The organism is Pseudomonas sp. NMI542_15, assembly GCF_021283425.1.
GTDB lineage: Bacteria > Pseudomonadota > Gammaproteobacteria > Pseudomonadales > Pseudomonadaceae > Aquipseudomonas > Aquipseudomonas fortuita.
In genome coordinates, this window is the sequence record NZ_JAJSRO010000009.1 from 20,978 (window position 1) to 33,571 (window position 12,594).

At 62.3% G+C, this 12,594-nt stretch carries 11 protein-coding genes; 6 read left to right on the forward strand and 5 right to left on the reverse strand.

Annotated elements, in window-relative coordinates; translation table 11 throughout:
• The first annotated feature begins 56 nt into the window (after positions 1–56).
• Entirely contained in the window at positions 57–539 is a 483-nt protein-coding gene (locus LU684_RS14645) for an Lrp/AsnC family transcriptional regulator (protein WP_016487553.1), read from the forward strand.
• Positions 540–680: 141 nt separating this feature from the next.
• Here LU684_RS14645 and LU684_RS14650 read toward each other — a convergent pair whose 3' ends face one another.
• Entirely contained in the window at positions 681–1,592 is a 912-nt protein-coding gene (locus LU684_RS14650) for a LysR substrate-binding domain-containing protein (protein WP_016487554.1), read from the reverse strand.
• 97 nt (positions 1,593–1,689) lie between these two features.
• On the opposite strand from LU684_RS14650, the gene LU684_RS14655 reads away from it, so the two are divergent.
• From LU684_RS14655 to LU684_RS14675, 5 genes are all read left to right on the forward strand, one after another.
• Positions 1,690–2,781, forward strand: a complete 1,092-nt coding sequence (locus tag LU684_RS14655; RefSeq protein WP_016487555.1) for a tartrate dehydrogenase — start codon at positions 1,690–1,692, stop codon at positions 2,779–2,781.
• Positions 2,782–2,975: 194 nt separating this feature from the next.
• On the forward strand, positions 2,976–4,574 hold the full coding sequence (locus tag LU684_RS14660) for a BCCT family transporter (RefSeq protein ID WP_102690028.1): 1,599 nt from the start codon (positions 2,976–2,978) through the stop codon (positions 4,572–4,574).
• A gap of 139 nt (positions 4,575–4,713) precedes the next feature.
• Positions 4,714–5,835 (forward strand): aromatic ring-hydroxylating oxygenase subunit alpha, encoded by a 1,122-nt coding sequence (locus LU684_RS14665; protein ID WP_060517370.1) that lies wholly within the window; start codon positions 4,714–4,716, stop codon positions 5,833–5,835.
• A 78-nt stretch (positions 5,836–5,913) separates the two neighbouring features.
• The gene (locus LU684_RS14670; RefSeq protein ID WP_016487558.1) at positions 5,914–6,885 is read left to right on the forward strand and encodes a PDR/VanB family oxidoreductase; all 972 of its coding nucleotides are present in this window, start codon (positions 5,914–5,916) and stop codon (positions 6,883–6,885) included.
• Between the two features lie 154 nt (positions 6,886–7,039).
• Positions 7,040–8,119: a helix-turn-helix domain-containing protein gene (locus LU684_RS14675; RefSeq protein ID WP_016487559.1), complete on the forward strand. Its 1,080-nt coding sequence runs from the start codon at positions 7,040–7,042 to the stop codon at positions 8,117–8,119.
• A 76-nt stretch (positions 8,120–8,195) separates the two neighbouring features.
• Here LU684_RS14675 and LU684_RS14680 read toward each other — a convergent pair whose 3' ends face one another.
• From LU684_RS14680 to LU684_RS14695, 4 genes are all read right to left on the reverse strand, one after another.
• A complete protein-coding gene (locus LU684_RS14680) occupies positions 8,196–9,029 on the reverse strand; it encodes a helix-turn-helix transcriptional regulator (RefSeq protein WP_016487560.1) in 834 nt (277 codons plus the stop codon).
• A gap of 53 nt (positions 9,030–9,082) precedes the next feature.
• Complete coding sequence (locus LU684_RS14685) at positions 9,083–10,495, reverse strand: aminotransferase (protein ID WP_232894763.1); 1,413 nt, start codon at positions 10,493–10,495, stop codon at positions 9,083–9,085.
• Between the two features lie 34 nt (positions 10,496–10,529).
• On the reverse strand, positions 10,530–11,633 hold the full coding sequence (locus LU684_RS14690; protein WP_232894764.1) for a polyamine ABC transporter substrate-binding protein: 1,104 nt from the start codon (positions 11,631–11,633) through the stop codon (positions 10,530–10,532).
• A gap of 257 nt (positions 11,634–11,890) precedes the next feature.
• Positions 11,891–12,592 (reverse strand): NAD(P)H-dependent oxidoreductase, encoded by a 702-nt coding sequence (locus LU684_RS14695; RefSeq protein WP_033731667.1) that lies wholly within the window; start codon positions 12,590–12,592, stop codon positions 11,891–11,893.
• Positions 12,593–12,594: the final 2 nt, after the last annotated feature.

A 12,594-nucleotide genomic window follows, 5' to 3' on the forward strand; every position in this document is an offset into this window, starting at 1 on the left:
CTTTATGCTCAGCCAAACCGGATGCTTGAGGAAATTAATCACAGAATTGGCCGGCAATGAGCAAAGCCTTTGCTATCGAACATTTGGACGACACCGACCGCGAGCTGCTGCGCCTTTTGCAGGAGGACGGCACCCTGTCGAGCGCTGCGCTGGGCGAGCGTTTGTCGATGACCGTGACGCCCTGCTGGCGCAGGCGCAAACGGCTGGAAGAGCTGGGCATCATCAAGGATTACCAGGCCAACCTCGACCGCAGGAAGCTGGGCTACGACGTGATGGCGTTTGCCCAGGTGCGCTTTGGCAACCATTCGGCCAACGCACCGGATGAGTTCGAGCAGGTGATATTGAAACTGCCGCAGGTGCTGTCCTGCCACAAGGTAACCGGCGAGGCTGACTATGTGCTGACGGTGTTGGCAAATGACCTGGAGAGTTATGGGCGATTCGTGGAAGAGGTGTTGCGCCGTCAGCCAGGCATTGCCTCGATCCAGTCAAGCCTGGCGCTGCGCGAAGTGAAGGCGGTTTCCCGTATCCCCGTGCCCTGAAACCCACCGCGCTGCGCTTTTGATTGTTGTAGGAGCAGCCTTGTGCTGCTCCTGCAGGGTGATGCGCTAGCCTGATTGATGGTGCAAGACAGTTGATCCCATAAAAAATCAAAAGCGGAGCGCACATGATCTGGGTTCGGCCTACTCCGGCAAGCTGTAGCGCTCGGCAAAGTACTGCCGGAAAAAGTCCACCGCCACCCGCACCTTGGCCGAGCTGGCCAGCGGCGAGGTGTATACCGCCCAGATATCCGCCGGCTGGTGATAGGCCTCCAGCACCTGCACCAGGCGCCCGTCCTGCAGGCTGTCATGCACATCCCACCATGAACGCAGCAGTATCCCTCGGCCATCCAGGCACCACTGGTGCGCCACTTCACCATGGTTGGTCGACAGGCCGCCCGTCACACGCACGCTTTCTTCACCCATCGGCCCCATCAGTTGCCACACACCAAACGGGTGGTCACGTTCCTTGATCACCAGGCAGTCGTGGCTGCCCAGGTCGCCCAGCACCTTGGGCGAACCCCGCCGCGCCAGGTAAGCCGGCGCAGCACAGAGCACCCGGCGGTTACGCGCCAGCGGCTTGGCGATCAGGTTGGGGGCAATGGCGTTGCCCACGCGGATGTCCAGGTCGACACCTTCGGCGATCAGGTCCACCAGGCGATCGTGCACATCCAGGCGAATGTCCAGCCGCGGGTAGCGCTCGGCCAGCTCCGACAAAGCCGGCGCCACGAAGCGCCGCCCCAGCCCCAGGCTGCTGGCGATGCGCAACTGCCCGGCCGGCTCGCGGTGCTGGGCGCTGATGTCATCACCCATGCGCTGTACGGCATCGAATATCTGCAAAGCCCACTGATACACCCGCTCCCCTTCCTCACTCACCGTCACCCGCCGCGTGGTGCGGTGCAACAAGCGCACTTCCAGTGTTTGCTCGAGCATGCGGATGCGTTTGCTGATATACGCCGCCGACATGCCCAGCTCATCGGCCACAGCCGCAAAGCTGGCGCGCTTGGCCACTTGCAGGAAGATATTGAGGTCGTCGAGGTTGGGCAGATTATTCACGTATCGTGTTCCAAGAATCCATGATTGGCGAGATTATCTCCGGCTCAAGCCCTTATAGCATGACCAGCACCTGTTCCCTAGACAACGAGTGCACCCCATGAGCAAGACGTTCAGAATCGCGGCAATCCCAGGCGACGGCATCGGCAACGAAGTACTGCCGGAAGGCATTCGGGTCGTCGAGGCCGCCGCGCGCAAGCACGGCCTGGACATCAGTTTCGAGTTCTTCGAGTGGGCCAGCTGCGACTACTACCTGGCCCACGGCAAGATGATGCCGGATGACTGGTTCGAACAGCTCAAAGGTTTCGACGCCCTGTACTTTGGTGCCGTAGGCTGGCCAGACAAAGTGCCGGACCACATCTCGCTGTGGGGTTCGCTGCTCAAGTTCCGCCGCGACTTCGACCAGTACGTGAACATTCGCCCGGTGCGCCTGTTCCCCGGCGTACCCTGCCCGCTGGCGGGTCGTGAACCCGGCGATATCGACTTCGTGGTCATCCGCGAAAACACCGAAGGCGAGTACTCGTCGCTGGGCGGGCGCATGTTCGAAGGCACCGAAAACGAGTTTGTGCTGCAGGAATCGGTGTTCACCCGCCGTGGCGTCGACCGCATTCTCAAGTACGCCTTCGAGGTGGCCCAGACCCGCGAGCGCAAGCACGTCACCTCGGCCACCAAGTCCAACGGCATGGCCGTGAGCATGCCGTACTGGGACGAGCGCACCGCAGCAATGGCAGCCAATTATCCGGAAATCAGCTGGGACAAGCAGCACATTGATATCCTCTGCGCCCGCTTTGTACTGCAACCGGACCGCTTCGACGTGGTCGTGGCCTCGAACCTGTTCGGCGATATCCTGTCCGACCTGGGCCCGGCGTGCGCCGGCACCATCGGCATCGCGCCTTCGGCCAACCTGAACCCCGAACGCAAATTCCCGTCGCTGTTCGAGCCGGTGCACGGCTCGGCGCCAGACATCTACGGCAAGAACATCGCCAACCCGATCGCGATGATCTGGTCCGGTGCACTGATGCTCGACTTCCTCGGCAACGAAGGCGCCGACCCACGCTACCGCGCCGCCCACGACGACATCCTCAAAGCCATCGAGCAGGTCATCGCCGCCGGTGACGTGACCCGCGACATGGGTGGCCAGCAGTCTACCCAGCAGGTGGGCCAGGCCATCACCGCGCTGATCGAAGCCTGATAACACCCGGGCCGATTGTCAGAAGTGTCTGACAATCGGCCCTTTGCCTCTTGCGAGCGACGTGGATTGTATGCAAAATCTGTTAACCATTAGATATTGGTTAACCACTGGTTAACGGCCAAGGAAGGAGTGGTACCGCAACACCCCGGATGCCTGCCGGGTATAACAAGTACGCCAACGTCCAGGAGACGATGATGTCGCACAAGAATAAAAAGATTGATGTGTTCCTGATTACCGTGAGCCTGATCGCCGTATTGCTCACCGTGATCGGCCTTGCAGCCTTCCCCGCCCAGGCTGAAAGCGCCGCCAACCAGTTGTTCGAGCTGTCCACCCGCACCTTCGGTACCAGCGTGCAGGTGCTGGTGTTTGGCAGTACCCTGGCCGTGCTGTACCTGGCCTTCAGCAAGTACGGCAACATCCGCCTGGGCAGTGGCAAGCCTGAATATGCCACCGCCACCTGGGTGTTCATGTTCATCTGTGCCGGCATGGGTTCGTCGACCCTCTACTGGGGCGTGATGGAATGGGCCTACTACTACCAGACCCCAGGCCTGAACATCGCTGCTGCCACCCCCAAGGCACTCGAGTACAGCGTGGGCTACTCGTTCTTCCACTGGGGCATCAGCGCCTGGTCGATCTACGCCCTGGCATCACTGGCCATGGCCTACCACTTCCATGTACGCAAGAAGAGCGGCCTGAACCTGGCTTCGGTTATCGAAGCGGTGACGGGCTTCAAGGCCACCGGGCCGGTAGGCCGGAGCGTCGACCTGATCTTCCTGCTGACCATGATGGGCGCACTGACTGTGTCGCTGGCCCTCACCGCCTCGACCCTGACCCGCGGCCTGCATGACCTGACCGGCACCCCGGATACCTTCACCGTGCAATTGATGGTGATCGGTGGCGTCGCAGTGATGTTCTCGCTCAGCTCTTACATCGGTATCGATGGTGGCCTGCAGCGCCTGAGCAAGATGGTGTGCATCGGCGCGCTGGTGTTTGCCGCTGTCGTCCTGCTGGTGGGCCCGACCCAGTTCACCCTCAACAACACCGCCAACTCGATTGGCCTGATGATCCAGAACTACGTGCACATGAGCCTGTTCACCGACCCGGCGGGCGACGGCGCCTTCACCCGCAACTGGACAGTATTCTACTGGCTGTGGTGGGTGTCGTACGCCCCGGGTGTGGCCATGTTCGTCACCCGCGTTTCGCGCGGTCGGCAGATCAAGGAAGTGGTCCTGGCCCTGCTGCTGGGCGGCAGTTTCGGTTGCTGGTTCTTCTTCGGCGCGCTGGAAAGCTACAGCATGCACCAGTTCATCACCGGCGCCGTGGATGTACCGAAAATGCTCGCCGAACAAGGCGGCGAATCGGCCGTGACGCACCTGCTGCTGGCCTTGCCGTGGGGCCAGGTGTTCCTCGGTGTGTACCTGTTCATCATGGCCATCTTCTGTGCCTCGCACATGGATGCCGCGGCCTATGCGGTGGCTGCCACCAGCACCCGCAACCTGCGTGAAGGTGACGACCCGACACCCACCCACCGCCTGTTCTGGTGCGTGGTGCTGACCCTGGTGCCACTGGCCATGCTGTTCGCCAAGGCCTCGCTGTCGACCATGAAGACCGCCGTGGTGCTCACTGCAATCCCGTTCATGGTGATTCTGCTGGTGAAGATCTATGGCTTTTTCAAGTGGATGATCGCCGACTACGGCCAGGTACCGGCCCACGTCATCGAGGAAGAGGCAGCACGGATGGCCGGTGAAGCCCCTGCCGAACACGCCCCGCGCAGTGCAGCTGCGGTGCACTGATTAACCCTGTAAGAGCGAGCTTGCCCGCGATGGGCTGCCTAGCAGCCCCCTTGCTGTCTGCAATTTTTTTTGCCTGGCCTGTTAACCGGCAGGTACGCGTTAACCAACAACTATAAACCGAGCTTGTGAGAAACCTGTCATGAACGACTTCAAACGCCTGCCCGCCGATTTCTGTGCGAACGCCGACGAGGCCTTCACCATCCCGGCCAATTTCTACACCAAGGCCGCAGTGTTCGAACACGAGAAAGAAGCCATCTTCGCCCGCAGCTGGATCTGCGTGGGCCACCGCAGCGAAGTGGCAGACAACAATGCCTACATCACCCGCGAAGTGATCGGCGAAAGCATCATCGTCGTACGCGGCCGTGACAGCGTGCTGCGTGCGTTCTACAACGTCTGCCCGCACCGTGGCCACCAGCTGCTCAGCGGTAGCGGCAAGGCCAAAAACGTCATCACCTGCCCGTACCACGCCTGGACCTTCAAACTCGACGGCGAACTGGCCCACGCCCGCAATTGCGACAACGTGGTCAACTTCGACAAAGAGAACTCCACCCTGGTGCAGCTGCGCGTCGAGGAATACGCCGGCTTCATCTTCATCAACATGGACATGGAGGCCGGCTCCGTCGAAGATCAGCTGCCAGGCATGCAAGCACGCATGCGTGAAGCCTGCGCGGTCATCGACGACCTGCACCTGGCGGCGCGCTTCGTCAGTGACACCCCGGCCAACTGGAAGTCGATCGTCGACAACTACCTGGAATGCTACCACTGCGCCCCGGCGCATCCAGGCTTCTCCGACTCGGTCGACGTCGGCCAGTACAGCCACACCATGCACGGTAACTGGACCCTGCAATATGGCCTGGCCAAGCCTTCGGAGCAGTCGTTCAAGTTCGACGAAACCGTGAAAGACCCGTCGTTCGCCGGCTTCTGGGCCTGGCCGTGCACCATGTTCAACGTGCCGCCAGGGGCCAACTTCATGACCGTGATCTATGAGTTCCCGGTCGATGCCGAAACCACCCTGCAGCACTACGACATCTACTTCCTGAACAAGGACATCACCGAAGAGCAGCAGAAGTTGATCGACTGGTACCGCGAAGTGTTCCGCCCAGAAGACCTGCGCCTGGTCGAAAGCGTGCAGAAGGGCCTGAAGTCGCGTGGCTACCGTGGCCAGGGCCGCATCATGGCCGACCGCGAGCGCAGTGGCATGAGCGAACACGGCATTGCCCACTTCCACAACCTGATCGCCGTGGCCCACCTCGACGATTGATGGCAACCGCTCCACGTTTATTGGCACGTAAAGGTGCGCGGCAGGGCCTGCCGCGCACCCAGGCAGTCGAGGTGAACCATGGCCAACACTTATGAAATGTTCAGCGTGCGCGTGACCGACGTGGAACACGCCACACCGCTGATCAAGCGCTTTACCCTGGCCCGCGAAGACGGCGCGGCGATGCCCGCCTTCACCGGCGGCAGCCACGTCATCGTGCAGATGCAAGGCGCTGACGGCAACCAGTTCAGTAACGCCTACTCGTTGATGAGCGACCCGCGTGACACCCGCAGCTACCAGATCGGCGTGCGCCTGGAAGAACAGTCCAAGGGGGGCTCGGCGTTCATGCACCAACAGGTGGAAGTCGGCACCCGCCTGACCATCTCCTCGCCCAACAACCTCTTCGCCCTGGACCCTTCGGCCGGCCGGCACGTGCTGATTGCCGGCGGCATCGGCATTACCCCGTTCCTGGCGCAACTGCATGAGCTGGAAGGCGGCAGCGCCGACTACGAGCTGCACTATGCTTTCCGCGCGCCAGAGCACGGCGCGTTCCAGGACCAGTTGGCCAACGGCCCGCACGCTGCACGCACCCAGTTCTACATCGACAGCCTCGACCGCAAGCTTGACCTGGCCGCCCTGTGCGCGGGGCTGGACGAGCAAGCGCACCTGTACGTGTGCGGACCAAAACCGCTGATCGATGCGGTCATCGCCTGCGCCGCCAAGGCCGGCATTGCCGAGCAGCGCGTGCATTGGGAACAGTTTGCCGCCACCCCGGTCACCGGCAGTGCCTTTACCGTGGTGCTGGCGCAATCGGGCGTGGAACTGCAGGTGGAAGAAGGCATGACCATTCTGCAAGCCATCGAGAAGTCCAAGGCTGCCAAGGTCGAGTGCCTGTGCCGCGAAGGTGTGTGCGGTACGTGCGAGACGGCCATCCTCGAGGGTGAAGCCGAGCATTACGACCAGTACCTGAGCGATGAAGAGAAAGCGGCGCAGCAGAGCATCATGCTGTGCGTTTCCCGCGCCCGTACGGCGCGGCTGGTGCTGGACCTTTAACAACCGCCCGGCTGATGTTGCCTGTGCCGGCGATGAGGCCAGTGCAGGCAGCACAAGGTTCTCCCCAAAAGAGGCAGCGTGAGGACCCGTCAACCAAAAGTTGACAGCTTGGGTATACTGGCAGGCTCTTGGCCCAGATCAGGACACGCTGCCGATGTTGGAAAACAGCTTCGCCTTCCGCCTCAAGGAACTGCTCGAGCATCACAAGCTGACCCTGCAAGCCGTGGGCACGGCCTTGGGCATCTCGCGCACCGCCGTGCACAAGTGGACCCGCGGCGGCGAGATCGACTACGACAACCTGCGCAAGCTGGCCGACTTTCTCAAGGTCAACTGGATCTGGTTGCGCTATGGCGACGAAGCACTGCAGAACATCCAGCAACCGCAGGTGGTCGAGCTGCCGATGACGGATGTGCGTCGGCGCCTGACCGCCGAGATCATGGAAAGCGAAACGCGCATGAAGCTCGCCCAGGAAGGCGCACGCATCGTCACCTGGGAATGGAACCTGATCAGCGACGAAGTCACCTACTCGCCCAACGTCGAGCAGGTCTATGGCTGGCCGGTGCGGCACAACGAAGACTTCTGGAAGCACCTGCCCGACGAAGACGTGCAGCGCATGCAGCTGATGTACGCCGACGCGGTGGCAGACGGCGGTGGCTGTGAATGTGACTTCCGCATTGCCCGCCCGGACGGTGAAGTGCGCTGGATTTCTTCCCGCGCCACGGTGGTACGCGACAGCGCCGGGCGGTCGGTGAAGATGGTCGGCATCAGCATGGACAACACCGAACGCCAAGTGGCCCAGCAGGCGCTAAGCCAGAGCGAGGAACGCTTCCGGGCAATCTTCGAGCTGGCCTGGGGCGCCCTGGCCTACATCGACCCGGACGGCACCTGGCAGCGGGTCAACAACAGCCTGTGCGAGTTGCTGGGCTACCGCGCCGAAGAGCTTTACGGCATGACCTTCCAGCAGATCACCCACGCTGACGATCTGGCGCAGAACCTGCAGTTGCTGCAACGCATGCTGGCCGGTGAAACCGAGCGTTACGAAGTGGAAAAACGCGTGCGCCGCAAGAATGGCGAGTACATCTGGGTACGCGCCCGCACCTCACTGCAGCGCCGGGACAGCGGCGAACCGGAACACCTGATCAGCGTGTTCGAAGACATCAGCGCCGAGCGCCAGGAGCATGAGCGGCTACAGGCGCACATCGCCGCGCTGGAGGCCCGCCTGGCCGCTTCGTGAACTACCCGAAATTTCAAAACTGACGCGGTCCCTGTGGGAGCGGGCATGCCCGCTCCCACAGGGACCGCAAAAACTTCTAGATTTTCAGCTGATCGCCGCGCAACCAGTCGATAAACCGTGCAAACAACTCGGACTGCGAGTTGATCTCCAGCTTCAGGTACAGGTTCTTGCGGTGCATGCGCACCGTCTCCGGTGAGATGCCCAGCGCCAGCGCGGTCGACTTCACCGAGTGCCCGCGCAAGATCATGTGTGCCACCTCCCGCTCACGGTCGGTCAGCACCTGGCAACCAAAGCTGTCGAACGCTGCCTGCAGGCTGCCGTGTTCGGCCGATGCTGCGCCGGGCTCCAGGTTATGCCGGGCATAACGCCCCAACAGTTCCCGCACCATCGGCTCCAGCGCCCGCAGCAAGTCGACCTGCCCGGCACTCAGAGGCGTGCCGCTGCAACCCTGGAACAGGCTCAGCGACAGCTTGCGCCCAGCGCTGAGATCGACGATGTAGTAGCTGTCTTCGCTGCAACCGGTGCCCAGGTAATAGGCCTTGTAATAGTCGCTGTCGAAGAAGTTGTCCGGGGCGATTTCCTGCAGGTGGTAAAAGCCTTCGGCCAGGCCGCTTTGCACGGCGAGGCAGAACGGGTCGAGCAAGTAGCCGGCACTGAAATAACGCTCCAGCACCGCAGCGCGGTGCAGCTCGGGAATGCCCTGCTGGTAGAGCAGCTGCGGCGCGCGCCCCTGGCACTCAAGGCTGATCATCATCGATTCCACCTGCACCAGCTGGCCAATGGCAGCGGCCACATACTCCAACGCCTCGGGCGTTTCGCTATTGGCCAAAGCACGCTGCAGCGCCGCATGCCATTGCTGCAGCGCGCCCATTGTCAGGGTAAGCGGGGTGTCGGGAGTGGCCTGGGTCATGCCCGGCAGTCTAGCCTGCCGGGTACGCCCGCGCACAGCCCTTTGCGCCAGGTTCATCGGCCTTGGTACAGGCCAAGCGCCGTGAGTTCGCGCGCGGTTTCGAGGATGCACTGGCGCAAGGTTTCGACAATCTCGTCCACCTGCGCATGGGTGATGATCAGCGGTGGCGACATCACGTTCAGGTGCATGATCGGGCGCACCAGCAAGCCGCGGGCCTGGGCCTTGCTGTGGATGCGCTCGCCGATGTTTACCTCATCCGCGAACAGCGCCTTGCTGGCTTTGTCGGCGACAAACTCGACGCAGGCCATCAGCTTGATGCAACGCACATCACCCACCAGCGGCAACTCGCGCAGGCTTTGCAGGCGCTGCTCCAGGTAGCCACCCACGTCCTTGACGTGATCGAGCAGCTGCTCGCGCTCGATAATCTCGATGTTCTTCAGCGCCGCTGTACAGCACACCGGGTGACCACTGTAGGTAAAGCCATGGGTGAAGCAGCGGCCCTTGCCCGGCTCGGCAATCACTTCCCAGATACGCTCGGAGAAGATACACGCGCCCAGCGGCAGATAGGCCGAGGTCAGGCCCTTGGCGGTGGTGATGATATCGGGGGTGACGCCAAACAGTTCTTCACTGGCGAAGAAGGTGCCCAGGCGCCCGAACGAGGTCACCACCTCGTCGGCGACGAACAGGATGTCGTAGGTCTGGCACAGTTGCCACATGCGCTGGAAGTAGCCCTTGGGCGGGATGATCACCCCGCCCGAGCCCATGATCGGTTCGGCAAAGAACGCGGCCACGTTGTCGGCGCCCAGCGACAGGATCTTGTCCTCGAACTCGGCCACCAGGAAGTCGAGGAACTCGGCCTCGTCCATTTCGTGCGGGGCGCGGTACGGGTTGGGGTTGGAGACGTGGTGGATCAGGTCGTGGTGATAGTCGAACTCCGGCACCCGGTCGGCGGCCTTGTTGCCAATCGACATGGTCAGGGTAGTAGAGCCGTGGTAGGCGTTGTAGCGGGCGATGATGTGCTTCTTGTGTGGCTTGCCGCGGCAGTTCTGGTAGTACTGGATCAGCCGGTAGGCGGTGTCGACAGCAGTCGAGCCGCCGGTGGTGAGGAACACGTGGTTCAGGTCGCCCGGTGCCAGCTGCGCAAGCTTCTGGCACAGCTCGATGGCCACAGCGTTGGCCATGTCGGAGAACGGGTTCGAATACGCCAGCTGACGCACCTGGTCGGCGATGGCCAGGGCCATTTCCTCGCGACCCAGGCCGATGTTGGTGCACCACATGCCGCCGACGGCATCGAGGAAACGGTTGCCGTGGCTGTCACGAATGTAGGCGCCCTCGCCGGCGACGATGTTCAGCGCGCCTTGCTCGCGGTGCTCGTCGAACACATGGTAGCCGTGCATGTAGTGGGCCTTGTCGGCTTCCACCAGCGGGTCGTGGGCGATAGCGAATGCTTTGCTTGGGGTGGCCATGGGCAGCTCCTTGGCGAGAATTTTTGGGCAGTGTTCAGAAACCGGTCTTGACCGTGCTCCAGACCCGGGTGATGGCGCGCATATCCTTGGGGCTCTGGGTTTTCTGCGCGAACAGGCGCTCACGGGTTTGTGCGTCGGGGTAGATGGCCGGGTCCTGGCGGATATCGTCACGCACCAGCGCGGTGGCGGCGGCGTTGCTGTTGGCGTAGTGGATGTAGTCAGTGACCTTGGCCATGGTCTGCGGCTGCAGCAGGAACTCGATGAAGCGGTGGGCGTTGGCCGCGTGCGGCGCATCCTTGGGGATGTACAGGTTGTCGAACCAGATCAGCGAACCTTCCTGGGGGATGAAGAACGACAGTTTGATGTCCTTCTTCGCTTCCACCGCACGGGCCTGGGCGGTGGCGTAGTCACCGGACCAGGTCAGCGCCAGGCAGACATCGCCGTTGGGCAGGCTGGTGAGGTAGTTGACCGAGTCGAACTTGCGAATGTAGGGGCGGATGCCCAGCAGCAGTTGTTCGGCAGCCTTGAGGTCGGCGGCCGACGCGCTGCGCGGGTCCTTGCCCAGGTACTGCAGGGCGAGCGGGATGACCTCGGTGGGCGCGTCCATCAAGGTCACGCCGCAGTCAGCGAAGCGCGAGACGATCTTGGGGTCGAACAGCATGGCCAGCGAACCGATCGGCGCATCGGGCATGCGCGCGGTGATCTTGTCGACGTTGTAAGTGACCCCCGAGCTGCCCCAGGTGTAGGGCGCCGAGTACTTCATGCCAGGGTCGTAACCCTGCAGGTTGTTGACCACCTGCTGATCGAGGTTTTGCCAGCTGGGCAGTTGCTGCTTGTCCAGTGCCTGGAACACGCCGGCGCTGATCAGCGGGGGGACCAGCGAGGCGTTGAGCATGACCAGGTCGTAGCCGGAGCGGCCGGTCAGCAGTTTGGTCTGTACCGTTTCGTAGCCGTCGAAGGTGTCGTAGATGACCTTGATGCCGGTGGCCTTCTCGAAGTCGGCCAGGGTGGTTTCGCCGATGTAGTCGGTCCAGTTGTACAGCCGTAGCGTGTTGGCGCTGTCTACCTCTGTCGCCTGGGCCAGGCTGGCACCAGACGCCAGCAGCAGACCACCAATCACCTTCAGTACCTTGCGCATGGCAACTCCATCGTGTGAGTGCTCCGGATCGAGCCGATGGGTTCACTATCGAGGGATTTGCCGAGGGGCAACATACCCCGAATGTGTGGGTGGTCGTTTTTAGTGCTTCGCTGAGTGCGCGCTTTTTTGTAGGAGCGGCCTTGTGTCGCGATGGGCTGCGACAGCAGCCCCGACAATTTGTACTGGGGCGCAGATCCTGGGGCTGCGGCGCAGCCCATCGCGACACAAGGCCGCTCCTACAGGGGGCTGCGCACGACTCAAGATAGAGGGTAAAGCGCCTCATCGAACTGGGCCAGGCGTGGGAACACCAATGGCTGGTCGTCCGAGAGCTGCTCCAGGCGCTGCCGGTATTGCTGCAAAAAGTCCTGGCGCGCCTCATCGCTGATATACGGCACATGCCAGGCCACGAATGGCGGCAGCACTTCAAGCCCCACATAAGCCAGCGTGCCCCGCAGTATCGGCCGCAGCATGTCTTCCAGCGGCCCATGAATCGCCCCTTCGCCAAACATGTGCTCGCGCCCGCCCAGGGTCACGGTCACCAGCGCCTTCTTGCCCGCCAACCCGCCCTGGTCGTAGAAACGCTTGCCGCCATAGCACACCCCCGACACCAGCACCCGGTCGATCCAGCCCTTGAGCATGGCCGGGGCCGAGAACCAGAAGATCGGGAAGTTCAGCACCAGCAAGTCGGCCCACAACAACTTGTCCAGCTCCTGCTGGATATCCTCGGCAAGGGCGCCGCGCTTGACCCCCTGGCGCTGCTCCAGGGCATACACCAGGTACTCGGGGTTCTCACGCTGGGTGAAGTCATCGGCACTGGCCACCGGGTTCCAGCCCATGGCGTACAGGTCGCTGACCTGCACCTGGTGGCCCTGGGCGCGGAAGGTTTCCACGGCCTGGTCGCGCAGGGCAGCGGTGAACGATTGCGGCTCGGGGTGAGCGTGGATGATCAGTACATTCACAA

Excerpts from the sequence above, each read along its gene's own strand:
- LU684_RS14645 (WP_016487553.1), top strand. The coding sequence starts at position 57 with ATGAGCAAAGCCTTTGCTATCGAACATTTGGACGACACCGACCGCGAG.
- LU684_RS14655 (WP_016487555.1), top strand. The coding sequence starts at position 1,690 with ATGAGCAAGACGTTCAGAATCGCGGCAATCCCAGGCGACGGCATCGGC.
- LU684_RS14660 (WP_102690028.1), top strand. The coding sequence starts at position 2,976 with ATGTCGCACAAGAATAAAAAGATTGATGTGTTCCTGATTACCGTGAGC.
- LU684_RS14665 (WP_060517370.1), top strand. The coding sequence starts at position 4,714 with ATGAACGACTTCAAACGCCTGCCCGCCGATTTCTGTGCGAACGCCGAC.
- LU684_RS14670 (WP_016487558.1), top strand. The coding sequence starts at position 5,914 with ATGGCCAACACTTATGAAATGTTCAGCGTGCGCGTGACCGACGTGGAA.
- LU684_RS14675 (WP_016487559.1), top strand. The coding sequence starts at position 7,040 with ATGTTGGAAAACAGCTTCGCCTTCCGCCTCAAGGAACTGCTCGAGCAT.
- LU684_RS14680 (WP_016487560.1), bottom strand. The coding sequence starts at position 9,029 with ATGACCCAGGCCACTCCCGACACCCCGCTTACCCTGACAATGGGCGCG.
- LU684_RS14685 (WP_232894763.1), bottom strand. The coding sequence starts at position 10,495 with ATGGCCACCCCAAGCAAAGCATTCGCTATCGCCCACGACCCGCTGGTG.
- LU684_RS14690 (WP_232894764.1), bottom strand. The coding sequence starts at position 11,633 with ATGCGCAAGGTACTGAAGGTGATTGGTGGTCTGCTGCTGGCGTCTGGT.